The sequence below is a fragment of the Salipiger sp. PrR002 genome (genome assembly GCF_010500775.1).
Lineage (GTDB): Bacteria > Pseudomonadota > Alphaproteobacteria > Rhodobacterales > Rhodobacteraceae > Salipiger.
In genome coordinates, this window is the sequence record NZ_JAAGOU010000034.1 from 15,782 (window position 1) to 40,005 (window position 24,224).

Here is a 24,224-nt window from a genome sequence, read left to right on the forward strand (position 1 = left end):
GTTCGGCTCAATCGCCGAAGACGAGGTTGGGAAGGAAGAGGCTGATCTGCGGGAAGCAGACCAAGAGGATGATCGCCAGCACCAGCGGCACGTAGAAGGGCAGCATGGCGCGCACCATCTGAAGGTGGCTGATCTTGGCGATGTCCTGCGCGATGAACAGCAGCACGCCGACCGGCGGGGTGGCGCCGCCGATGATCAGGACAAAGACCATCAGCACACCGAAATGCACCGGGTCGATGCCGAACTGCAGGATCACCGGCACGAGGATCGGGGTCAGCACGATCTCTGCCGAGGAGGCGACCATGAGCAGGCCGACACCCAGCAGCATCAGCACGATCAGAAAGAGCGCGATCAGCGGGTCCTCAGAGATCGAGGAAATCGAGTTGGCGATCGCCAGCGGCACGCCCTCGCGCACCATGATCCACGAGAAGGCCGATGCGACGGCGATGATCGACAGGATGCGTGCAGTGCCAAGTGCGGTGGTGGTCACCGCGCCAAGCATGTCGCGGACGCTGACGTTCTTGTAGATGAAGCCAAGGCAGAGCGCGTAAAGCACGGCGACTGCTGCGGCCTCGGTCGGCGAGAAGATCCCAAGCAGAATGCCCGACACGATGATCACCGGGAACATCAGCGCGGCAAAGCCCTCGGCAAAGGCGGTGCGAACCTCGGGGAAGGAGGCGCGCTCGTACCGCGGCAGCTTGGCGTAGCGTGCGTAGAAATAGGTGAAGGCCATCTGCGTGCCGATGATCACCAGCCCCGGCAAAATGCCCGCCAGCAGCAACCGCCCGACCGAGACATTGGCCAGCGTGCCATAGATCACCAGCGAGACCGAAGGCGGCACCATCGGGCCGACCATCGAAGAGGCGACGGTGACCGCCGCAGAGAAGGGCGCGGGGTAGCCTTCGCGCTTCATCGCCGGGATCAGCACCGAGCCAAGCGCGGTGGTGTCAGCGGTGGGCGAGCCGGACATGCCCGAGAAGATCAGCGAGGCAAAGATGTTCACCTGCGCCAGCCCGCCGTGGATGTGACCGACGCAGACCTTCGCGAGATTGATGATCCGGTCGGTCAGCTTGCAGGCGTTCATCAACTCGCCGGCGAGAAAGAAGAACGGGATCGCCAGGATCAGGAAGGAGTCGACCGAAGAGGTCATGCGCTGGGTCAGCAGCGCGAGGTTGATGTCCGAGAAGTAGAAATAGGTCAGCGAGGCGGTGCCGATCGCAAAGACCAGAGGCAGGCCCGTAAACAGCAGGACCAGCAGGAGCAGGATAATCAGGGTCGTCAGCATGGTCTGGCCTTACATCGCGTCGTTTTCGACATGCGCCGGATCGATCCGGCTCAGCCCGGGGCGGCGGTAGAAGATCCGGGCAAGGATACCGATCACCATCAGCGCGCAGCCAACCGTTGCAGCGAGACGAATGTGGCCGATCTTCAGCGGCAGGGCGGACATGTCCTGCATCATCTCGATCTTCACCAGCGTGATGGAATGCCAGCCGAGCACCCCAAGAAAGATCAGCGAGACAACCGCGTTGAACACCCGCATGGCGGCGCGCAAGCGCGGCGGTGCGGCCTTGAGGAACACCTCGACGTTCAGGTGCCGTCCGTCGTAGCAGACCGCAGAGGCCCCGATGAAGGTGATCCAGACGATCAACAGGCGCACGAACTCCTCGCTCCAGATCAGCGGCGAGTTGAAGGCGTAGCGCATGATGATCTGCAGCAATGTCGTGGCGACCACGACGATGAGCATGATCGTGACGATCCATCGGACCGGTCGAAAGAGGTCGAGAGGTTCTTGGCGAGTCATTTCCGTATCCTGTTGGTTGCCGCAGACCAGCAGCCTTGTGTCTTTAAGTCCAATATATGAATAGTATGTATTGATCTGTTTTGGAGAATAATTCGATGAAAGGCGTTGAAGTCCGTCACTTGCGCTACTTCATGCGTGTCGCACAGGAACTGCACTTCGGGCGCGCCGCCGAGATATTAGGCGTTAGTCAGGCCCCGCTTTCGCAGCAGATCCGCCAGCTTGAGGAGCGCATCGGCGTGCGGCTCTTCGATCGGACGACCCGCACGGTGACGCTGACACCGGCGGGACGCGCGCTTTTTGAGAAATCGGGAGAGGCGCTGCTCAGCTTTCAGGATGCGATCGACGAGGCGCGGACAGTGGGCGGGCTCAAGGCCGGACGGCTGCGGATCGGTGCCATGTCTTCGGCGATTTACTCTGTGCTTCCAAAGGCCTTGCGGGCGCTTTCGGCGCAGGCTCCTGCGGTGCAGTTCGACATGAGTTTTCACACCACAGAGGAACAGCTCCCGCTGCTCGCAGAGCGCAAGATCGACGTCGCCTTCATCCGCCCGCCGCGCAGCATGAGCGGGCTACAGACGCTCGAGGTGCACCGCGAGGGCTTTGCCGCCGTATTGCCCAGCACCTCGCCGCTGGCCGCGCGCAAGTCACTGCGCGTGCAGGACCTGAAGGATGAGAACTTCATCGGGTTCAGCGACATCCGTGGCATCTCCTATCAGGAGATTGTCTTTCAGCACTGCCGCGCCGCCGGGTTCTCGCCAAATATCGTGCAGCGGGTCAGCCACACCAAAGCGGTCGTGGTCCTCGTCGCCGCAGGGCTTGGCATCGGGGTGGTGCCGCGCTGGGTCGAGCAGGAGCCGATGGACGGGCTGGTGGTGCGCCCGCTCGACGAACTGCCCGAGGTCATCTCGCTGGTCGCTGCGTGGCGGGCCGATGGGTTCAACCCCTTCGTCGAGCTTTTTGTGCAGTGCCTGAAGGATGTCGCCCGCGAAAAGACGATGAAATAGCGGCGTCCAAAGAACCGGCGGCAAAAGTCATCCAACGGCCACTGCGCCGGTCTCAGCCCGCAGCGAGTTCTTCGGCGCAGCAATTCCGCGCCGCCGAGGCGAGGGCGGCAAGCGTCTCAACTTCCGAGCCCGTCGACAGGGCGCGGTCGAGGTCGTCGATCATCGCGCGCAGCTCGCGTTCGGCCTTCGCTTCTTCGCTGGAGGTGAGCGGCATGCGCTCATAGCGCGCGACGAAAGCGTCGGCGCGGCTTGCGATCAGATGCAGCGCGGTGGCCATGCTTGGCTGCGCAACCGCCGATTTGCGTGCCGCGGTGGCAAGCGCCCCATGAGCGCGCAGGCCCTTGCCGTGGCTTTCAAAAGTCTCGATCAGGTCGTCAAACATATCTGCCTCGTTCTTGGTTGAAGGGTTTTGCGCAGGCGCAGCGGCGCGCGCGAAATAGCTCTTGAGCACATCGACCCCGACCATCAGGTCGGCGATTTCCATGGCCTCTTGCGGGTTGTGGCTGCCATTGCGGTTGCGCACGAAGACCATGCCGGTGGGCACGCCCGCGCCCGCGAAGACCGCCGCATCGTGACCTGCGCCCGAGGTCAGGACCAGACCGCGCCCGGCCACCTCTGTCATCGCCCGCTCCAACGCAGCTGTGACGCCGGGATCAAGCTCGGCGGGCTGAGTTTCGACCACCGCGCCGGTCAGGAAGCGGACCTTGCGGGTTTTGGCGATGCGGCTCATCCGTGCCTCGACCTCAGTGCGCAGCTCTGCAAGGAGCGCCTTCGAGCCAGAGCGAATGTCGAGCGAAAAGGACACGCTGCCCGGAATGCGCGCAATGGCGTGCTGATCGGGATCGGTGCCCACCACGCCCGAGGTCATCACCAGATCGCTGCCGCGCGACAGCCGTTCGAGGCAATGGGTTTCCAGCCCGTTCATGAAGTCGGCATAGGCCAGAACGGCATCGTGGCGGTCCTTCTGCGGCACGGTGCCAGAGTGCCCGGCCTGCCCGATGCACTGCACTTGGCGGAAGCGGAAATTGCCCCGGATCGCAGAAACCACGGCAACCGGAAGCTCGGCCTCCACAAGCTGGGGGCCTTGCTCGATGTGCAGTTCCACATAGGACAGCACGCGCGACATATCTCCGAGCGGCGTTCCCGCCGCGACGGCTTCTGTATCGACGCCAAGCGCATTGAGATGGCTGCGCAAGGGACGGCCATCTCCTTTGTGCGGCGCGTTGAGGTCCTTCTGCGTGAGCTGTCCGGTCAGCATCTTGGAGCCGAGATAGCAGGTGCCGAACCATGCGCTTTCCTCGGCCCGCAGGGCGATGCATTTGAGCGGCCTCTTCAGATGACTGTCGCCGCGATGCGCGCTCAGCAGCACCAGAAGCCCCGCGACAATACCGGCAAGACCGTCGTAATTGCCGCCGCACGGCACGGAATCCACATGGCTTCCGATAAGGTCCCACGCCTCGGCTTCGGCATGTTCCGGCAGGCTAAAGACAAGATTGCGGCCCGCGTCTTCCTCGACCACCAGTCCCTGCGCGGTCATCTCCTGCGCCAGATAGGCCAGAACGCGGCTCTCATCCTCCGAAAAGGCCGGACGGGAGACGCCCTCGGCATCGGGCGCAAGTCCGCGAATATCGTTGAAAAGCCGAGCGGCCAGCGTGTCGAGCGGTTGGGCGGAGGGAGCGGGAGCGTTCATTCTGTTTCTCGCTTTCAAACGGCCAAAAGGGGGGTGCCGCTGGCCCAAAGGGGCCAGCGCTCAGGGAGCTTCCGAAGGAGGGGTGATCAGCCGTAGAGCATGTCCGGCAGCCAGGTCGCGAGGACCGGCGCGGCGATCAGCAAGCCGACCAGCACCAGCATGCACAGCACGAAGGGGATCGCGCCCAGCACCACGTCGCGCACGTCCGATCCGGGTTTGCGGATGCCCTGCACGACGAAGAGGTTCATGCCGACGGGCGGCGTCACCAGCGACAGCTCGCACATGATGACCACGAAGATGCCAAACCAGACCGGGTCGATCCCCTGCTGTAGCACGATCGGGGTCACGATCGGCAGCGTGGTGATCAGCATCGAAAGCGTTTCCATGAAACAGCCGAGGACGAGGTAGAGACAGATCAGCAGCAGCAGGGTCATCAGCGGACCGGTGCTGACCGTATCGACCCATTGAGCGACGGCCTGCGGGATGCCGATGAGACCCAGCACGAAGTTCAGGAAGAAGGCCGCGACGATCAGCAGGGTCACCATGCCGGTCACCTTGATCGTCGATCGGAATGCCTCGGCGAGCATCGCGCGGTTCAGTCGGCCGCGGGCCGCAGCGAGCCCGGTGGCGGCCACGGTGCCAAGCGCGGCAGCTTCGGTCGCGGTGGCAAAGCCGGAATAGAGGCTGCCCATGACCACGGCGAAGATCAGCAGGATCGGCAGTAGATCGACCAGCAGCGCCAGCCGTTCGCGCATCGGGGCGGGGGTGCCGCCGCGGCCCGCCGACGCGCGGTCGAACCGTGTCCAGATCACGATGACCGCCGAGAAGAGCAGCGTCATCAGCACGCCCGGCACAACCCCCGCCGCGAAGAGACGGCCCACAGAGGTATTGGTGATCGCGCCATAGATCATCAGGTTGATGCTGGGCGGGATCAGGATGCCAAGCGTGCCGCCCGCTGCGATGGAGCCGAGGGCGAGGCGCTCGTTATAGCCGCGCTCGGTCATATTTGGCATGGCCACGCTGCCGATGGTGGCCGCCGTCGCGACGCTCGACCCGGAGGTGGCCGAGAAGATCGCGCTGGCGAAGATATTGCTGTGCAAAAGGCCGCCGGGCACGCCGCGCACCCAAGCCGAGAGCGCATTATACAGCCGGTCGGTGATGCCCGAGCGCAGCAGCAGCTCGCCCATCAGTACGAACATCGGAAGCGCGACGAGCAGATAATCGTTCGACGTCGACCATGCGAGACCGCCGATGTTCATCACGACAGCGGGCCCGAAGGTCAGCAGCGCGCCGATCACACCAAGCATGGCCATGACGGCGGCAACGTGAAAGCCAAGAAGCGACAGGCCGACGAGCAGGGCGATATAGAGTGCGGCGAGGGTTGTCGTATCGATCATCTCAAAGTCCTTCCGGCGACTGGCGCCTCTTGAGCGAGGCCAGCTCGGCCTGTGTCTCGGCAGAGACATCGTCGATGTCGAGGTCGCGCGCCGCCGCGGTGATGCCGCCTTCGCCGGGGATTTTCGCAAGCGCGCGGACCAGCCGGGCGGCGATGACGAGGGTGAAGCAGGCCAGAGCCACGAGCCAGATGCCCTGCGGATAGACCAGCTTTGTGCCGAGCGGGGTCGGAGAGACCGCGCCAAGCTCGTAGGAGCGAAGCCATTGCGCTCCGCCGCGCCACGTGAGCAACAGCGCGAAGGCCAGCAGGATCGCATGCGACAGGACATTCAGCACCAGCCGCACCAAGGCCGGAAAGCGGGCGACGATCAGATTGATCCGGATGTGGGCATTGGCCACATAGGCGGCGGTGAAACCGACGGCGGCGCCGATGGCATAGATATAGCCACCGATCTCGTCCACACCGGCCAGCGAATGGTTGAACAGCTTTCGGCTCAGCACTTCGTAGGCGGTCAGAAAGGCAAGGCCCAGAAACCCGGCCCCGGCCACAATCGTCACGATATCCAGAAGTTTCCGCATCCACTGCTCCATCGCACTTTGGTCATTGCGCCGTTCGTCTCTTAGGCGTGCGGCACCACGTGAGTCCCAGAAAAAAGGCGCCGGACCGACGGATCGGCCCGGCACAGGTCGGACCGGCCCGCGCGGGGCCGGTCACGGGGAGGTCATTTGATGCTGTAACCGGTTGCGGCGCCGACGGTCTCGTTCCAGATCGCCGAGCATTCGCCAAAGGCCGCGTCGCAATCTTCGGCCCAGCCGGGCAGAACCACGGAATTCACCGCTTCGATCAGCTTCTCTTCGTCTTCGGCGGAATATTCGACAAGCTTCATGTCGGCGGCGTCACCAAAGGTGCACTCACCTTCGCCGGTGTTGCAGGCGATGCCCTGCGCGGTGGCATCCTCGGCGACCGACCACATCTCATCTTCCATCTTGGCAAACTCGGTGGTGAGCGCCGCGCGGTCGTCTTCGGGCAGGCCATCCCAGAATTCGCCATTGGCGACATGAAGCTGGTTCGCCCATGTGAGCGGCAGGGTGAACAGCGTGTCGGTCACCTCATGCCATTTTGCCTCATAGCCCGAGAGCGAGGCCGCGATGGCGCAATCGACGACGCCGCGCTGCAGGCTGGGATAGACCTCCGAGAAGGGCAGGGTCACGCCGCTTGCACCGAAGTAGGACACCAGATCGTTGAGCGCCGGCGAGAAGACCCGCACCTTTTTGCCCTTCAGATCGGACAGGCTGTTCAGCTCGCCGCTGCAGAACAGCATCGAGGCGGGATAGGGCCAGATCGTCAGCAGTTCGCCGTCGAACTTCTCGCGAACCCGCTGGGCAAGCGGCCCGCGAAAGGCCTCGATGGCGGCGCGATTGGTGTCCAGTTCCGGCATGATGCCGGGCAGGTCGAGGCCCATCACAAAGGGATCATCCCCCGCAACATAGCCCGGCGAGATTTCCATGATCTGGAACACGCCCGACTGCAGTTGCCGGAAACCGTCGTAGCCCTTGAGGCCCAGCTCGTCGATCGAGCGGAAGCGCACGGAGACGGCACCATCGGTCGCCTCTTCAAGACCTTCAAAGAAGGGCTTTTCGATTTCGGCGTTCTGGTATTGGTTCGAGAACCCGCCCAGCACGTTGACGGCGGTCTGCGCCGAAAGCGTGGCGGGAAACAGCGCGGCGGTCAGGGCAAAGGCGCCGAGCGCTTGGCCGAGCTTGGAGCACGAGGGCTTCATGAGGGTGGTCCTTTCTGTTGGAAACATCACTGGTCCGCTTTGGTTGTTCCGTCTTTCACGTCGCGGAGAAACGAATGGAAGACGGTGTCAAACTCGGTTTTCGATTCGAGCATGGGAGAGTGGCCGCAGTCCTTGAACACATGCAGCCGCGTATTGGAAATACCCGCCATCAGCAGCTCGGCGTGTTCCATCGGGCGCCCGGAGTCCTCGGTGGGATGCAGCACCAGCGTCGGCGCTTCGATCTTCGGAAGGTCGTCGACCAGATCGGTGTCCAGCAGGCTTGCCTGAATGTCGATCACCGCTTGCATCGGCGCTTGCATGGCGCGCTCGACATAGGCGTCAAAGAACCCCTCGGGCGGCTCTTTGTAGAACCACTTTGCGCTGATGCCGCGCATGAGTTCCTCGGTGATGCCATTCGCCTCGCGCATCGTGGCCAGCAAGCCCCGTCCGGTGTTGTGCCCCTTCATGGTCGGGCCGCTGCCGACCGTGACAAGGCCGCCGATCACATCCGGGTAGCTGATCGCCGCCTGCTGACACACGACGCCGCCCATGGAATGGCCCACGATGACCGGGCGCTCAAGGCCGAGCGCCTGCGCAAAATGCGCGACACGGGCTGCAAGGCTTTCGATGGTGTAACCGTCGGGCGGCGCGTCCGAGCGCAGGAAGTTGTTGATCGCGTAACCGCAAAATCCCTCGGGCAGGCTGTCCATGGTCGAATGCCACAACTCGGACGAACTGCCAAAGCCGCCATGCACGAAAATGACCGGATAGCCGTCTTGTTCGGTGCGGTCGTAAACAACCTTCGCGCCGTCAACCGTGGCAGCAAGATGTGTCAGCATGTCTTGTCCCTCTAACTTTTCGCCACCATCGCCTGAGAAGGGCTTTCGCAGAAGTTTCAAGAAATGATAAAAATGAAAAATTAGTCACCAGATTCTCATGAGGTGAGACAAATGGCCAAGACCGGGCCGCGCTTTTCCGACATCGGAGACCGCCTGCGCACCTATCGCATCGCCTCGGGGCGCAGCGTCGACGATCTTGCGGCCCGGCTCGGGGTGAGCCGCGCGGCGGTCTATCGCTACGAGAAGGGCGAGGTGGTGAAGATCGAGACCGTGCAGAAGCTGGCGAACCTGTTGCAGGTCCCGATGACGGCGCTGCTGGGGATCGACATCGAGTTCGTCTCGGACGGGATCGTCTTCTTCGAGCGTATCCGGCAGATCGAAGCGCGGGCGCTGTCCTCGGTTATCGTCTTTGGCCCGATCGCCTATATGCTGACCTCCGATGAATATGACGAGGTGCTGCGCGAGGCGCTGACCGAGACATTTCCCGATGTTTCCACCGGGGTGCAGCGCCGCCTCGATGATCTGCTGACCTCTCTGCGCGGACGCAAGGAAACCTTTCGGGCGCGGCGCATGGGGCTGGTGTCGATTTCCTCTGTCCCCGAGATCGAGCGGTTCCTAGCCACGGGGCTCGTGGCCCGTAGAAATCCCTCCGCGCGGCTGGTGCACGCGCGCCGCAGCCATGCCGTGCGCGAGGTCAGGCATATCGCGCAGATGCTGCGGTCGCCGCAGATGGGCGTGCAGATCGGCGTGCTGACCGAGGGTCTGCCGGTGTCCGGCTTTCAGATCATCCGCGAAATGGACCGCAGCCGCGTCGTGAACAGCCCGTTCCGGGTCGTCGATATTCCCAATGTGCGCTACGGCGTCGCTTCGATCATCGACATGGAACATGTGGTCCAGATGCATGAGGACATCGCGAACCGCCTTTGGACATCGGCGCTGACCGACGTTCCGGCGGCGCAGTTGCTCGAAGACCTTGCGGATCGCGCCGAGGCGGATATTGCCCGCGCCGCTTTGTCCAGCTGAGGGTCGGGCGGCTGAGATTGGGCGGTGCGTCGACTAGGTGACCGACGCGACGTGCCAATGTTCGATGAGCGGCACCTCGATTTCGACACCGATCCCTGGCGCGTCACTGGGCCGGATCATCCCATTGGCAGCCCTCGTCTCGGCAGGGGTGCGCACGAAATCGACCCAGCCGTCGTGATGCCGGAAGTAGGGATAGAGCTCCATCGTCATGAAGTTGGGCAATGTCGCGCCGACCTGAAGAGCCGCTTCGGTCATCAGCGGCGAGGCGCAGACATGCGGGGCGCAGAGCATGCCAAAAGCTTCTGCCATGGCCGCGATCTTGCGGGTTTCGGCGAGCCCCCCGGTGTTGCCGGGATCGGGCTGCGCGATGCTGATCGCGCGCTGCTCCATCAGCGGACGGAAGCCGTCGCGCGTGTAATGTCGCTCTCCGGCGGCGACCGGCATGGCCACCGACCGCGAGACTTCTGCAAGTCCGGCGATGTCGGCGGGATCGACCGGCTCTTCAACGAAGCGGATGTCGAACTCGGCAAAGCGCTCGCACAAGCGGATGACCTCAGCGGCCGTGATCCCGCCCGAGAGGTCAAGCATGATGTCGACGTCCGGCCCCACCGCATCGCGGACCGCGCGAACCCTGTCGACCGCAAGATCTGCCGCCGCGCGGCTGATCTGACGCCTGCTGACGTGCCGCATGTTCTGCCCGACCATCTGCCCCAGCGGATAGAATTTGATCGCCTTGAAGCCGTCCTTCATCGGGCGCTCGACCGCACGCGCGAAGTCATCCGGGGACTGCGATGCTTCGTACCAGCCATTCGCGTAGCAGGGCAGATCGTCGATCACCGAACCGCCCATCAGCGTCCGGATTGGGACCTGCAGCTGTTTGCCGAGGATATCCCACATCGCCATTTCGCAGGCGCTGACAGCGGCATGGAAGATGGTGCCGCCGTTCTTGCCCCAGAACGTATGGTCCCGGCACTGGGTCAGAAAGGCCTCGATGGCGGTGGGATCGGTTCCGATGAGAAACGGCGCAAGGTCGCAAATCATGCCCGCCGCCGCGCTCGCGCCTTTTCCGTAGGCAACGCCCGCCTCGCCCCAGCCCTCCAGCCCCGCGTCGGTGCTGATACGGATGAGAACGGGATTGAGCTTGCCGCTGCGTCCCTTGAAAACATCAACTTTGGTAATCTTCATCCGCTCAATCCGTTCAGGTCAGGTCCACCGCTCAGGTCTCAATGCCTAAATCCGTGAAGCACAAGGGGCGAGGGGCCCAAAGCCCGCCCCAGCTGGTGCCGCGATGAGATCTTGGCGCGGGAACTATCGAAAACTGAATTTTTGAGCAGTGCCAAGCCTATGCACTTCTCTCGGGTGTGAATATGCGGGAACGCTATGCGAGCCAGAGTGTCCCCGACATCGGGCCGAGCAAAGAGCGGTCGGTCGCCGAAGGATGCAAGCGGCATCGCGATACCGCCCTGTTTGACGCGCGCCGTCTCCTAAACGTGGTGCACCCACCGGCGCAGGGGCCTGCGGTGGCAAACATGCATTCCGCCCGGGGCCGAAAATGCAGAACGGCGTTCTGGCGGCAGCGCAGCTGCGCAAGACAGGGGCCTTTTCTTTTTCGGCCCATTGATCCTCGTGGCGCGCGAAGACACCTAGTGCTCCTAATTCAAAGGAGTTGCCAAAATGCTCAAATCCATCATCGCCGCTGCTGCGATCACCGCCGGACTGGCCAGCGCCACCGTCGCGCAAGAGGGCCAGACGCTGCGCGTGGGCATGTCGGGCGGCTATTTCCCCTTCACCTTCGTCAAGCAGGACGTGCTGCAGGGCTTCGAGGTGGACGTGATGAACGCCGTCGGCGAAGAGACCGGCCTCGACGTCGAGTTCGAGACCATGTCCTTCTCGGGTCTGATCGGCGCGCTCGACGCGGGGCGCATCGACACGATCGCCAACCAGATCACCATCACCCCCGAGCGCGAGGCCAAGTTCACCTTCACCCAGCCTTACGTCTATGACGGTGCGCAGGTGGTGGTGCGTGAGGGCAATGACGAGGTGGCTGGCGTCGAGGATCTGCGCGGCCGCACCGTCGCGGTGAACCTCGGCTCGAACTTTGAGCAGCTGCTGCGCGAACTGCCCTTCGCCGACGAGATCGAGATCAAGACCTATGAGTCCAACATCGCGCAGGATACTGCTCTGGGCCGCGTCGATGCCTTCGTGATGGACCGCGTGTCGTCGGTGCAGCTGATCCAGGAAAGCCCGCTGCCGCTGGAACTGGCTGGCAAGCCGTTCTCGGAAATCCGCAACGCGCTGCCCTTCCGCACCGATGAGACCGGCACCGCGCTGCGCGACGAGGTGGACGCCGCGCTGACCACGCTGCGCGAGAACGGCACGCTGACCGAGATCTCGCAGAAGTGGTTCGGCACCGACATCACCAGCCCGGAGTAAGATCATGCGGGGACTGGACCTCGACTACATGCTGGGGCTGGTGCCCGTCATCTTGGGCTATGTGCCGCTGACGCTGGGCATGGCGGCGGCGGGGATGGTGCTGGCGCTCGTCCTCGCCTCGCTGTTGGCGGTCGAGCGGGTGTTCCGCATCCGCTGGCTCGACTGGGCGGTGGTGCTGTTCATCAGCTTCTTCCGCGGCACGCCCCTGCTGGTCCAGCTCTTCCTGTTCTACTACGGGTTGCCGCAGGTGCTGAGTTTCCTGACCAGCATCGACGGGGTCACTGCCGCGATCATGGGGCTGACGCTGCACTTCTCGGCCTATATGGCCGAGACGATCCGCGCCGCCATCCTTGGCGTTGACCGCAGCCAGTGGGAGGCCGCGCAGTCGATCGGCATGACCCAGCTGCAGATGATGCGGCGGATCATCCTGCCGCAGGCCGCGCGCGTCGCCGCGCCGACGCTGGTCAATTACTTCATCGACATGATCAAGGGCACCTCGCTGGCCTTCACCCTCGGCGTCACCGAGATGATGGGCGCGGCGCAGAAAGAGGCGGCGGGCAGCTTCCTCTACTTCGAGGCGTTCCTTGTCGTGGCGCTGATGTACTGGGCCATGGTGGAACTGCTGAGCCAGGGCCAGAAGCGGCTCGAAACCTATCTGAACAAGGCGTATGCACGATGATCAAGGTCCGCGGCCTTAGCAAGAGCTTCGATGGCACGGCGGTGCTCGATGGCATCGACCTGGATATCGCGCCGGGCGAGCGCGTGGTGATCATCGGCCCGTCGGGGACCGGCAAATCGACGCTGCTGCGCTGCCTCAACTTCCTTGACCAGCCCGATGCGGGGCAGATCACCATCGGCGATGTGACGCTGGATGCCGCCCATGCATCGCGGGCCGAGATCCTCGCTCTACGCCGCCGCTCGGCCTTCGTGTTCCAGAACTACGCGCTCTTTGCCAATAAGACCGCGAAAGAGAACATCATGGAGGCGCTGGTCACCGTGCAGGGCCGCCCCAAGGCCGAGGCCGAGGCGCGCGCGCTTGAGGTGCTGGCCGAGACCGGTCTGGCGGACAAGGCGGGCAGCTACCCGGCGAGCCTGTCGGGCGGGCAGCAGCAGCGCGTCGGGATCGGGCGCGCGATGGCGATCGGTGCCGAACTGATGCTTTTCGACGAGCCCACATCGGCGCTCGATCCCGAATGGGTCGGCGAGGTGCTGGACCTGATGCGCCGCGTCGCCGAGCGCAAGCAGACCATGCTGATCGTCACCCACGAGATGCAGTTTGCCCGCGAGATCGCCGACAGGGTGATCTTCATGCACGGCGGCAAGATCGTCGAGGAAGGCGCGCCCGAGCAGATCTTTGGCGCGCCGAAAGACGCACGGCTGCAGCGGTTCCTTAAGCGGCTCTCGCACTAGGTCAGGCAGGAAGGGCGCGGCCCAGAGGGTGGCGGGCCGGGGCGCAGGCTCGGGCACTTGCGTGGCAAGGGGGGCCACAAGAGCCTCGACGCGCCAAGCGCATGGGCGTATCACCTGCGGTCAGCACGGGCTCAAACCCTCGGCACGTCACCAGCACCCAAGCCGCAGCTCTACACTTGGCGCAACGGGTGTTTGCCTGCCGCCCCGGGTGGCTCTGGCCGATGGGGCGGGGCCCGAACGAAGCGCTGCCACCTGATAAGAGACCGCAAAGAAAGACCATCCCATGCGCTTCACGCTCCGGCAAATCGAGTATTTCATTGCGACGGCCGAATGCGGCTCGATCCGGCTCGCCTCGGAGCGCATCAATATCTCGCAACCGTCGATCTCGACCGCGATCTCGCAGCTCGAGGCCGAACTCGGCGCACAGCTTTTCCTGCGGCGCCACGCGCAGGGCCTGTCGTTGACCCCGGTCGGACGCGAAACCCTCGCAGAGGCCAAGAAGCTGCTCGACCACGCGCAGGGGCTCTACATGCTGGTGTCGGAGGCCACCGGGCTGGTTCAGGGCAACCTCGCTCTGGGTTGTCTGGTGACCTTCGCGCCGATGGTGCTGCCGCAAGTGGCGCATAGTTTCGCCGCCGACTACCCCAATGCGCGGGTGCAGCCGGAGGTGGCCGATCACGAGATCCTGCTGGCGAAAATCGAACGTGCCGAGCTGGACATCGCCCTGACTTACGATCTGCATGTGCCCGAAGGTTTCGAGTTCACGCCGCTGGCCGAACTGCCGCCCTATGCGATGGTGGCGCAGACCGATCCTTTGGCCGAGCAGAGTGCCGTGACGCTGGAAGAGCTTGCGGAGCGCGATTTCATCCTGCTCGATCTGCCGTTGTCGCGTGATTACTTCATGGGGCTTTTCGCACGGGCCGGGGTCGTCCCCAAGGTCACCGCGCGGCTCCGGCACCAAGATGTGATCCGCACCATGGTCGCCAATAACTTCGGCTTTACCATCGCCAACATTCGCCCCCGCGCCTCGGCGGCGCTGGATGGCCGCCCGGTGCACAAATTGCGCATCGCCGGGGATCAGACGCCGATGCGTCTGGGTCTGCTCCGTGTGGCGGGGCGGGAGCCGACACGGCTGGTGAGCACCTTCACAGAGCATTGCGTCAGCATGATCTCGAACAGCTACATCCCGGGTATGGAGCCTCCGATCATGGTCCCAAAACGGGTTCAGTAAAGCCAAGGGCACCCCTGCTTAGTCTCGCCCTAACCAGCGGATCGCAACTCCGTATTTTCGCTTGTCCTCGGCATCTGAAAGGATAACGGGTGAATTTTCCCGCGCCGGCCCTCCCTCCGGCGACACATGCCGGAGCCCCACTTGACCGAGACCCTGACTGCCCCCGCCATGCAGGACCTGAGCGCGCCCGAAAAGATCGTCGCGCAGATGACCCCCCAAGAAAAGACCGATCTGCTCTCCGGTTTCGGCATGTGGAAAACCGCGGCGCTGGAGCGCTTTGGCATTCCCACGACTACCATGACGGATGGCACCTACGGCGTGCGCTACTCGATCCCGCAGATCGACGGCGACGAGAAGGGCGGTGAGGATCTCGATGCGTTCCTCAACATGGTGAACCAGCGCGCGTCGGACGTTGCCGTGGCTTGGGGCGAGATGAAGCCTGCAACCTGTTTCCCCAATGGCTCTGCCATGGGCAACAGCTGGGACACCGGCCTCATGCGCGAACTTGGCGAGCTCTTGGGCCGCGAATGCCGCGCCATGGGCGTGCACATGCTGCTCGGGCCGGGGATCAACATCCGCCGCACGCCGCTGGCAGGGCGCAGCTACGAATATTACTCGGAAGACCCGGTGGTGACCGGCAAGCTGTCGGCTGCGGTGATCGAAGGCATCCAAGAGCAGGGCGTCGGCACCTCGCTCAAGCATTTCGCCTGCAACAACTCCGAGATCGAGCGCACCAGCATGGACAGCGTCGTCGAAGAGCGGGCGCTGCGCGAGATTTACCTCAAAGGCTTTGAGATCGCGATCAAGCAGGCCAACCCGTGGACCGTCATGTCCTCTTACAACCGCCTGAACGGCGTGCAGGCCAGTCAGGATCCGTGGCTGCTGGGCGATGTGCTGCGCGGCGACTGGGGCTATGAGGGCATCGTCGTCTCGGACTGGCACGGCATCAAGGACCGTCCCGCATCGCTGCTGGCGGGCGGCGATCTCGACATGCCCGAAAGCCCGCGCCGCAAGGCCCAACTGCTGGAGGCCATCGAAAACGGCAGCCTGCCCGCAGATGTGGTCGACCGCTCCTGCGTGCGGATGCTGGAGTTCATTGCAAAGGCGCTGGCCGGTGCCGAGACGCCCGCACCGCAGATCGATCAGGCCGCGCACCATGCCCGCGCCCGTGCCATGGGCACCCAGTCGATGGTGCTGGTCAAGAACGGTGGCGCGCTGCCGGTCCGGGCGGATGCCAAGCGCGTGCTGGTGATGGGGCGCGACGCCGAAACCCCTGTGATCCAGGGCTCGGGCTGCGCCACGACGATCCCCACGATGATCGACAGCCCGGTCGATGAGCTTCGCTCGGTTCTGCCCGGCGCCGAGATCATCCAGCGCACCGAGGCCGATGCCGAAGCGATGGAAATTGCCAAGACCGCCGATGTGATCCTTGCCTATGTCTCGACCGAGGGTGCCTACGATGGCGAAGGGTCGGACCGCACCACGCTGGCGCTTGGCCCCGGGCAGGATGAGATGATCCGTGCGCTGGCCGCCAGTGGCACGCCGGTCGCGGTGATCGTCGCCTGCCCCGACGCGATCGAAATGCCTTGGATCGACGCGGTCGACGCCGTGCTCGTCAGCTTCTATTCCGGTCAGGCGATGGCCGGGGCAGTGGCCGATCTGGTCAGCGGCAAAGTCAGCCCATCGGGCAAACTGTCGGTCACCTTCCCGCAGCAGCTGTCCGACGTGCCGGGCCACCTGTCCTACCCGGGCGAGCTGGGCCGTCACATGTACTCCGAAGGTGTGCACGTCGGCTATCGCGGCTACGCGGCGCGCGGCATGGCTCCGCTCTTTGCCTTTGGGCACGGTCTCTCCTACACCAGCTTCGCCTATTCCGATCTGTCGGTCTCGACCTCCGAGATCACGCTGGACGGAGCGCTGGAGGTCTCTTTCACCGTGACCAACACCGGCGATTTCGCAGGTCGCGAGGTCAGCCAGATCTATCTTGCGGCGAAAGGACGCCAGCTGAAGCGCAGCACGATCGAGCTCAAGGCCTTTGCCAAAACCCCGCTCGAGCCGGGGGAGAGCCGCCGCGTTACGCTCACCGTCACCGGGCGCGACCTTGCGGTCTGGCATCCGGGGCAGGGGCGCTGGGTGCTGGAAGGCGAAGAGGCCGAGCTGCTGGTCGCCGCCGCCTCGGATGACATCCGCCTGCGCGCGCCGCTGACCCTCATGCCGTCGCTGCTGCCATGGCGCCGCGTGGCCTATGACACCCAGCCCGCCTATGTGCTGCCGAACCCGCACGCCCGGGGTGTCATTCGTGACTTCCTGTCGGCGCGCTGCGGCATCACTGCGGACGAGGCGGACCGGGCGCTCGAACATTGCGCCAACTCGTTCTTTGGGATCTTCACCACGCTGGAACGCCGCCTGCGCATCTCGATCACCGAGGAAGAGACCACCGAGGTCATCGCGCGCATCAACGCCGCGATGGACGCCGCAGAGGCCGCACTGTGAGCCATCTTGACTGGCTGGCGCGGCTGATCGCCCATCCCACGATCAGCGCGGACAGTAATTTGGCGCTGGTCGCCGAGTTGCGTTCCGCGCTGGAAGCGGCGGGTGCCATCTGCGAGATCTTTCCTGACGCGACCGGCCAGAAGGCTGCGCTTCTGGCACGGCTGGGACCAGAGGCGCCGGGGGGGCTGATGTTGTCGGCGCATCTCGACGTGGTGCCGGTGGCGGGCCAGCCCTGGACACGGCCTCCTTTTGAACTGACCCGTGAGGGTGACAAGCTCTACGGGCGCGGCACGACCGACATGAAGGGCTTTGTCGCCTGCGCTATGGCGCTGGCCGAGGCCGTAGACCCCGCGACTTTGGCACTGCCCCTCTGGATCGCGCTGTCCTACGACGAAGAGGTTGGCTGCGCCGGGGTCGGCGATATGCTGTCGGCGATCGAGCAGCGGGGCATCCGTCCCGATCTCGTGCTTGTCGGAGAGCCGACCAGCCTGCGCATCGGGCTGGGCCACAAGGGCAAGATCGGCTACCGCGCCGACTGCAGGGGCGTCGCCCGCCATTCCGCAGAGGCACCGATGGCGCTCAACGCGCTGCATCTCGCGACAGATTTGGTCATGGCGCTGCGGGCGATGCAGGACGAGCTGGCGGAAAACGGCGTGCGCGAAGAGGGCTATTCGATCCCTTACGCCACGGTTCACTCGGGCGTGCTGCAGGGCGGCACAGCCGTCAATGTGGTGCCCTCCGAGGCACGGCTGATTTTCGAGACCCGCTTTCCCGCCACCGAGGACAGCGCCGCGCTGGACGCGCGCATCCGCGACTGCGCCCGTGCCATCTCTGACGCCGCCAAGCAGGGCTTTGCAGGCACCGGCATCACGCTGACCGAGACATTGGCCTATCCCGGCCTTGCGCAGGACCCCGAGGCTGCTGCGGTCGGACGGCTTGCCGCCTGCCTGCCCGAGGGGACGCCCCATTGCTGGCTCAGCTTCGGAACCGAGGGCGGTCTGTTCAGCGATGCGCTTCAGGTTCCGGTGATCGTTTGCGGCCCGGGCGACATGGCGCAGGGACACCAGCCCGACGAATTCATCGAAGCCGCGCAGCTGGAAGCCTGCAATCTGATGCTGCGTCAAGCGGTTGCCAATTTCTGCGCAGGTCCTTCGGCGAGGCCTTAAAGCCATCGCAGGTTGACCTTAGGAAAGGCCAAAGCCAAGGCGCGGAAAATTGTAATTTATCCGATGCCCGCACCGCCGAATGATACATCCCACCTGCTCCATATCGCCGATGTGGACCCTCCCAACAGGAATCAAAGGAACAAAATGAAACAGGGCAACAAACCGACCTTCTCCCGTCGCGGCTTCATGAAGGCCTCAACCGGTCTCGGCCTCGCGCTGGCGGCTCCGGCCGTGCTGAAGGGCAATAAGGTTTTCGCTGGCGAGACCTTGATGGTCCGCGACATGGGCGGCACCTTCTACGAAGGCTTCAAGGCGGGCTTTTACGACAGTTTCACCGAGGAATTCGGCGTCACCATCCAGACCTCGACCAACGAGCCGGATCCGATCCCGCAGTATAAAATGGCTGTCGATACCGACACCAAGCTGTTCGACGTTGCCCTGATGACCCCCGAGCACGTTCTGCGTCTGCGCCAGTTCGGTGACGACTACATGCTGCCGATGCAGATCGAAGTGTCGAACCCCGACGACTTCACGCCGAACACCTTCCAGCACGATTTCACCGGCGTCGCGATCTACGCGCTGGCCATGGCCTACCGCACCGACACCTTCGGCGAGAAGGGTCCGAAGAGCTGGGCTGATTTCTGGGACGTCGACACCTTCAAAGGCCGCCGCGGCCTGTGGCGCAGCCCGGTGACCACCTTGGAAATGGCCCTGCTGGCGGACGGCGTCGCGCTCGAAGACCTCTATCCGCTGGACGTCGACCGTGCGTTTGCCAGCCTCGACAAGATCAAGGATCACGTCGATCTTTGGTGGACCTCGGGTGCGCAGAACACGCAGGTGATGCAGAACGGCGAAGTCGACATGACTTCGGCTTGGTCGACCCGCGCGCAAACGGCGATCTCTTCGGGCGCGCCGGTGGAACTGGTCTGGAACGGCGGTCTTTACAACATCGACGGCTGGACCATCGCCGGCAACACCGAGAAAGCCGACCTGTCGCGCAAGTTCGTCGAGTGGTGCCTCGATGCCGAGCGTCAGGCGGCCTACACCGAGGTGCTGGCCTGTGGCCCGACCAACATGAAGGCCTATGACTACATCTCCGCCGAGAAGGCCGCTGTGCTGCCGACCACGCCGGAGCACATCTCGGGCCTTGCGCTTCTGGGCGCTGACTACTGGGCCGAGAACCAAGACGCGCTGACCCAGCGTTTCGAGCAGTGGATCCTCGGCTAACCGGGTTCTAAGGGGGGCGGTCCGCCGCCCCCCCAACCGCAGCCGGGCACGCCCCGCTGCGGTTTTTTTCCGCCCTTTGCCTGAAGCACCCGCGCGGTCCTTCAGCCCTCCGGGCCAAGCCTGCCCCTCGAACTTGCCGAGACGTCATGACCGAAACCACCGCCGCCACTTCCGCTCCTCCCGCCCCTGCCGCCAAGCGGCGCAGGCTTGGCCGTCCGGATACGCTCTGGCTCTCGGCACCGGGGATCGCCTATCTCGCGCTCTTGCTGCTGGTGCCTGCAGGGGCTTTGATCCTGCTGTCTTTCCGCAACCCCGACACCGGCGCCTTTGAGTTGTCGGTCTACCGCGACATGTTCTCGGCGGGGGTTTACGTAAAGACGCTGCTGAACACCTTCATCATCTCTGCCGAGGTGACGGGCGTGTGCATTCTGGCGGGCTATCCCATCGCGGTCTGGCTTGCGGGGATGAACGAGCGCCGCAGGCGCATGGCCATGTGGCTGGTGCTGCTGCCCTTCTGGGTCAGCCCGCTGCTGAAGAACTTTGCATGGATCGTGCTGCTGGCCCGCAAGGGCATCGTGGCGCAAATCCTCAATGGGATGGGCATGGAAGGCGGGCTCGACCTGCTTTATGGCCGCGGTGCCGTCGTCTTTGGCATGGCGCACGCGATGCTGCCGATCGCCATTTTGACCATGCTTCCGACCATGCTGTCGATCGACAAGCGGCTGCAGCCTGCCGCGATGACCATGGGCGCGAGCCGCGGTCAGGCTTTCTGGCGTATCTTCCTGCCGCTTTCGATGCCCGGAGTCACCGCCGCTGGTCTGCTGATCTTTGTCATGGGGCTGGGCTTTTTCATCACCCCCGCGCTGCTCGGCTCGCCGCGCGAAACCGTGCTGGGCCAGACCCTCATCACGCAGGTTCAGAAGCTCTTCAACATGCGTCTTGCTGGCGCACTGGCGACGCTGCTGCTGGTGGTGACCCTGCTGACCATCGCCCTTTATGACCGCATCTTCGGCATGTCCTCGGTCTCGGGCGAGGGCGGGGGCAAGTCGCACCACGGGCGGCTCTCGGCGCGTGTAGGCAATGGTCTGATCGCCCTTGGCGCAGGGCTCACGGATGCCGCAGCCAGCGTGATCCCGGCGCGGTTCAGCCGCTGGACGCTGTCGATTTTCGTCTGGGTCATCCTCTTTGTGCTGATCGTGCCGGTGATCGCCTTCCCGCCGATGGCCTTCAACTCCGCCTCCTTCCTTGAGTTTCCGCCAACCTCCTTCTCGCTGAAATGGTTCGAGGCCTATCTGACCTCGGCGCAGTGGACCGGAGCGACCATCCGCTCGGCGGTGATCGCGGTGGCCGTGGGCCTGATGTCGACGCTGATCGCGGGCGTCGCAGCCTATGGCATGGCGCGCTCGCGCTCGAAGCTGAACAGCCTCGTGTTCCTGATCTTCCTGCTGCCGATGATCGTGCCGAATATCGTCATCGCCGTGGCGCTGTTCTACGTCTTCGCGCAGGTCGGGCTGATCGCCACCAACCTCGGCATTGCGCTTGGCCACACGCTGACCGCGCTGCCGATCGTCTTTGTGATCCTGCTGACCACCTTCCGCAGCATGGACTGGCGCCTGCTGCAGGCCGCAGCCACCATGGGCGCCACCCGCTGGCAGCAGATCCGGCTGATCCTTCTGCCTCTGGTCAAGGGCGGCACCGTCGCGGGCTTTCTCTTTGGGGTGCTGCACTCCTTCGAGGAACTGACCATTGCCATCTTCGTCGGTGCGGGCGTGAAACAGACCCTGCCCAAGCAGATGTGGGACGACATCCTGCTGTCGATCCAGCCGACGCTGGCGGCCGCCTCGGTCTTTGTCGTCTTTATCGTCACCATCCTCTTCGTCATCGCAGAGAAAAGCCGCCCCCGCTGAGGGAGGCCAGAGCCAAGCCAAAGGACCGCAGGCATGACCATGACCTCTCCCATCTCCGCCGCCCGCTCCGTGACCCCGGATACAGGAACTGCCCCCATGACCACCGCCGCGACCCCGCTGGGGTCTTCTGAAACCACGATGAAGCTGCAGGCCCGGGGGCTTGCCAAAATCTACGGGCCGACTGTGGCGCTCGATCACGTCGATCTCGACGTGCGCGAGGGCGAGTTGCTGACCCTGCTCGGGCCGTCGGGCTCTGGCAAGACGACGCTGCTGCAGCTGATCGCGGGGCTGGCCGATCCGTCCGCCGGGCAGGTGATGATCGACGGCACTGACCAGACCTTTGCCCCGGTCAACAAGCGCGGCATCGGCGTGGTGTTCCAGAACTACGCGCTCTTTCCGCATATGACCGTGGCCGAAAACGTTGCCTTCCCGCTGAAGATGCGCGGCATGGCCGCCGCCGATATCGCCCCCAAGGTCGAGAAGGTGCTGGACACCGTGGGCCTCGGCCACGCGCATGAGCGCTTCCCCACCCAGCTTTCGGGCGGCCAGCAGCAGCGCGTCGCGCTGGCGCGTTGCCTTGTTTACGATCCCTCGATCATCCTGATGGACGAACCGCTTGGCGCGCTCGATGCCAAGCTGCGCGAGGTGATGCAGATCGAGATCAAGCGCATCCACCGCGAGACCGGCGCGACGATCATCTTCGTCACCCATGATCAGGAAGAAGCGCTGGCGCTGTCGGACCGCATCTGCCTGATGTCCGATGGCAAGATCGCTCAGATCGACACGCCGCGGAAGATTTACGCGGAACCCAACAGCCTCTTCGTCGCCGATTTCATCGGCCAGTCCACCATCCTCAAGGGCCATGTCGAGGGCGCTGGGTTGCAGACCCCGCTTGGCCTCATCGCTCATGGCCGTGACGGGCTGACCGAGGGGGCTGCGGGCGCGCTGGTCATCCGCCCAGAGGACATCCGCCTCGGTGAGGGTGACTTTGAGGGCCGGGTGATCGAGACGGTGTTTGCCGGCTCGGACCTGCGGGTGATCCTCGAGGCCGCGGGCTGCGAGATCACCACCCGTGCGCCGGCGAGCTTTGATCCCGCAATCGGCGAGATGATCCGCTTTGGCTGGGCCGACGGCGCGGCGCGCTACGTTCCGGACGATGCGGCGCATGGCTGAGCCGCGCCCGATCCTGCTGGACTGCGATCCGGGCGTCGATGACGCGCTGGCGATCCTGTGGATCGCCGCGCATCCCGAACGGTTCGATCTGCGGGCCGTCACCGTCGTTGCCGGGAACGTCGGTCTTGAGTGCACCGCGCCGAACGCGCGCAGGATGCTGGATGTCGCGGGGCTCGGGGCGGTGCCGGTCTATGCCGGAGCGCATCGGCCAATCATGCGCGCGCGGGGCAAGACCTCGAAGATGCATGGCGGCGATGGGCTGGGCGATGTCGGCCTGCCGCCTGCCACGCGCGCGCCAGAGCCTCTGCACGGGGCGCAGGCCATCGTTGAAACCGCCCGCGCCTGCGATGGGCGGCTGCATCTGCTCGCGACCGGTCCGCTGACAAATCTTGCGCTTGCCCTCCTGCTGGCGCCGGATCTGCCCGAGCTCATCGACGGCATCACGCTGATGGGCGGTGCGGCCTTTGGACCGGGCAACACCACGCCAGCGGCAGAGTTCAATTTCCACGTCGACCCCGAAGCGGCACGGATCGTCTTTGAAAGCGGTATCCCGATTGTCATGGCGGGGCTTGACGTGACCCGTCAGGCGGTGCTGTCGCCGCAGGCCATGGCGCGGTTGTCGGGACCGGACGCGCCGCTGCAGGGCCTCTGCGGCAGCCTGTTGGCGGGCTATCATGATCCCTGCCTGCACGATCCGGCGGTGGTGGCCTATCTGCTCGAGCCTGCCCTCTTTGAAAGCGTGGCGGGGCATGTTGCGATCGTGACCACGCCGGGCGATACGGCGGGCCAATCCGTCGCCGCCATCAGCGAACGCCATCTTGCCGGACGCGCGCCGAATGCGCAGATCCTCACCGGGTTGGATCAGCCGAGGTTCGAGGCGCTTTTCCTAAACTCCATGGTCACTCTGGGAACGTCGCTCTGACACGAAAAAGGGCCGGGCGATGGCCCGGCCCGTCTTGTTGCGGAGGCGGCGCTCACTCGTCGCCCGGCACCCCGTATGAGGGTGCTTCGCGCGGGTCGAGCGCACGTTGCACATAGGCGTCCAACTGCGGCTTGTAGACCTGCCATGCTGTGGCGATGGCCTCGATCGGGCATTCTTCGGTCCAGTCGCAGCGCAGGTCAGCCACCGGCCAAGAGACCTTATCGACGATCTTCATCCCCGCGGAATGCACCGGCCCGGCCTCGCCGCCGGCGGCAAGCCCGGCGCGCATGGCGGCGATCAGCCGGTCGCCGATGTGACCGCTGGCCGAGAGATAGCCCTCGACAATGGCCTGCGGCACGCCGTCATTGGCCAGAAGGTTGCCGCCCGAAGCCACGTTTTGGGCCTGCGCTTGCGTCCAGATGCCCAGCGAGTTGGGGCCGGAATGGATCGCTGTGCGCCCCTCGCTGTCAACCGCGAGCACCTGCCGGTACTCGATGAACTTGCCCTGCGCCTGCACGCCCTCGATCGCTTCGGCGGCGGATTTTCCGCTTTGCATCAGGTCCAGCGCGAGCGGGCCGAGCGTCGGGTCGGTCACGTTCTGCGAGGCCACCGCGCCGACGCCTGCGCGCGCGTATGAGCAACGCGCAGCCACCGCCGGGGAGGACGACGAGATCGCGATGCCGAACATGCCGGTGTCGGGGCAGCGGGCGACGAGGGAAAAGGTCATAGGGG

At 64.5% G+C, this 24,224-nt stretch carries 21 protein-coding genes; 12 read left to right on the forward strand and 9 right to left on the reverse strand.

All coding sequences use genetic code 11. The annotated features are described in order from the left end of the window. Positions 1-7: 7 nt before the first annotated feature. A complete protein-coding gene (locus G0A00_RS22060) occupies positions 8-1,285 on the reverse strand; it encodes a TRAP transporter large permease (protein WP_164184463.1) in 1,278 nt (425 codons plus the stop codon). A gap of 9 nt (positions 1,286-1,294) precedes the next feature. Next, a complete protein-coding gene (locus G0A00_RS22065) occupies positions 1,295-1,801 on the reverse strand; it encodes a TRAP transporter small permease (RefSeq protein ID WP_164184464.1) in 507 nt (168 codons plus the stop codon). A 95-nt stretch (positions 1,802-1,896) separates the two neighbouring features. Between G0A00_RS22065 and G0A00_RS22070 the strand changes: the two genes are divergently transcribed. Further along, on the forward strand, positions 1,897-2,802 hold the full coding sequence (locus G0A00_RS22070; protein ID WP_164184465.1) for a LysR family transcriptional regulator: 906 nt from the start codon (positions 1,897-1,899) through the stop codon (positions 2,800-2,802). Between the two features lie 52 nt (positions 2,803-2,854). On the opposite strand, the gene G0A00_RS22075 is transcribed toward G0A00_RS22070, so the two are convergent. The 5 genes from G0A00_RS22075 to G0A00_RS22095 all read right to left on the reverse strand — a co-directional run bounded on the left by G0A00_RS22075 (position 2,855) and on the right by G0A00_RS22095 (position 8,507). Continuing rightward, complete coding sequence (locus tag G0A00_RS22075; RefSeq protein ID WP_164184466.1) at positions 2,855-4,492, reverse strand: Zn-dependent hydrolase; 1,638 nt, start codon at positions 4,490-4,492, stop codon at positions 2,855-2,857. An 86-nt stretch (positions 4,493-4,578) separates the two neighbouring features. Next, on the reverse strand, positions 4,579-5,889 hold the full coding sequence (locus G0A00_RS22080; protein ID WP_164184467.1) for a TRAP transporter large permease: 1,311 nt from the start codon (positions 5,887-5,889) through the stop codon (positions 4,579-4,581). Position 5,890: 1 nt separating this feature from the next. Further along, positions 5,891-6,466: a TRAP transporter small permease subunit gene (locus G0A00_RS22085; RefSeq protein WP_164184468.1), complete on the reverse strand. Its 576-nt coding sequence runs from the start codon at positions 6,464-6,466 to the stop codon at positions 5,891-5,893. A 143-nt stretch (positions 6,467-6,609) separates the two neighbouring features. Continuing rightward, positions 6,610-7,668, reverse strand: a complete 1,059-nt coding sequence (locus G0A00_RS22090; protein ID WP_164184469.1) for a TRAP transporter substrate-binding protein — start codon at positions 7,666-7,668, stop codon at positions 6,610-6,612. A gap of 26 nt (positions 7,669-7,694) precedes the next feature. After that, positions 7,695-8,507: an alpha/beta fold hydrolase gene (locus G0A00_RS22095; protein WP_164184470.1), complete on the reverse strand. Its 813-nt coding sequence runs from the start codon at positions 8,505-8,507 to the stop codon at positions 7,695-7,697. Positions 8,508-8,618: 111 nt separating this feature from the next. On the opposite strand from G0A00_RS22095, the gene G0A00_RS22100 reads away from it, so the two are divergent. Continuing rightward, the gene (locus G0A00_RS22100) at positions 8,619-9,530 is read left to right on the forward strand and encodes a helix-turn-helix domain-containing protein (RefSeq protein ID WP_164184471.1); all 912 of its coding nucleotides are present in this window, start codon (positions 8,619-8,621) and stop codon (positions 9,528-9,530) included. A gap of 33 nt (positions 9,531-9,563) precedes the next feature. On the opposite strand, the gene G0A00_RS22105 is transcribed toward G0A00_RS22100, so the two are convergent. Beyond that, positions 9,564-10,715 carry a mandelate racemase/muconate lactonizing enzyme family protein gene (locus tag G0A00_RS22105; protein WP_164184472.1) on the reverse strand — a complete coding sequence of 384 codons (1,152 nt, stop codon included), beginning with the start codon at positions 10,713-10,715 and terminating at the stop codon, positions 9,564-9,566. A 489-nt stretch (positions 10,716-11,204) separates the two neighbouring features. Between G0A00_RS22105 and G0A00_RS22110 the strand changes: the two genes are divergently transcribed. From G0A00_RS22110 to G0A00_RS22155, 10 genes are all read left to right on the forward strand, one after another. Beyond that, complete coding sequence (locus G0A00_RS22110; protein ID WP_164184473.1) at positions 11,205-11,963, forward strand: amino acid ABC transporter substrate-binding protein; 759 nt, start codon at positions 11,205-11,207, stop codon at positions 11,961-11,963. 4 nt (positions 11,964-11,967) lie between these two features. Further along, positions 11,968-12,642 (forward strand): amino acid ABC transporter permease, encoded by a 675-nt coding sequence (locus G0A00_RS22115; RefSeq protein WP_164184474.1) that lies wholly within the window; start codon positions 11,968-11,970, stop codon positions 12,640-12,642. After that, positions 12,639-13,373: an amino acid ABC transporter ATP-binding protein gene (locus G0A00_RS22120; protein WP_164184475.1), complete on the forward strand. Its 735-nt coding sequence runs from the start codon at positions 12,639-12,641 to the stop codon at positions 13,371-13,373. Before G0A00_RS22115 ends, G0A00_RS22120 begins: the two co-directional genes overlap by 4 nt. Before the next feature lie 283 nt (positions 13,374-13,656). Further along, positions 13,657-14,604 (forward strand): LysR family transcriptional regulator, encoded by a 948-nt coding sequence (locus G0A00_RS22125; RefSeq protein WP_164184476.1) that lies wholly within the window; start codon positions 13,657-13,659, stop codon positions 14,602-14,604. A 141-nt stretch (positions 14,605-14,745) separates the two neighbouring features. After that, a complete protein-coding gene (locus G0A00_RS22130; protein WP_203595476.1) occupies positions 14,746-17,097 on the forward strand; it encodes a beta-glucosidase in 2,352 nt (783 codons plus the stop codon). After that, positions 17,094-18,263, forward strand: coding sequence for an acetylornithine deacetylase (argE, locus tag G0A00_RS22135; RefSeq protein ID WP_164184477.1), 1,170 nt, complete (start codon positions 17,094-17,096; stop codon positions 18,261-18,263). Before G0A00_RS22130 ends, argE begins: the two co-directional genes overlap by 4 nt. Positions 18,264-18,407: 144 nt before the next feature. After that, positions 18,408-19,490, forward strand: coding sequence for an ABC transporter substrate-binding protein (locus tag G0A00_RS22140; RefSeq protein WP_164184478.1), 1,083 nt, complete (start codon positions 18,408-18,410; stop codon positions 19,488-19,490). Between the two features lie 146 nt (positions 19,491-19,636). Beyond that, positions 19,637-21,397, forward strand: a complete 1,761-nt coding sequence (locus G0A00_RS22145) for an ABC transporter permease subunit (RefSeq protein ID WP_164184479.1) — start codon at positions 19,637-19,639, stop codon at positions 21,395-21,397. Between the two features lie 96 nt (positions 21,398-21,493). Beyond that, complete coding sequence (locus tag G0A00_RS22150) at positions 21,494-22,570, forward strand: ABC transporter ATP-binding protein (protein ID WP_164184480.1); 1,077 nt, start codon at positions 21,494-21,496, stop codon at positions 22,568-22,570. Continuing rightward, positions 22,563-23,492 (forward strand): nucleoside hydrolase, encoded by a 930-nt coding sequence (locus G0A00_RS22155; protein WP_164184481.1) that lies wholly within the window; start codon positions 22,563-22,565, stop codon positions 23,490-23,492. The genes G0A00_RS22150 and G0A00_RS22155 overlap by 8 nt, the downstream gene beginning before the upstream one ends. Before the next feature lie 52 nt (positions 23,493-23,544). On the opposite strand, the gene G0A00_RS22160 is transcribed toward G0A00_RS22155, so the two are convergent. Beyond that, positions 23,545-24,219: a DUF1028 domain-containing protein gene (locus G0A00_RS22160; RefSeq protein WP_164184482.1), complete on the reverse strand. Its 675-nt coding sequence runs from the start codon at positions 24,217-24,219 to the stop codon at positions 23,545-23,547. Positions 24,220-24,224 lie beyond the last annotated feature (5 nt).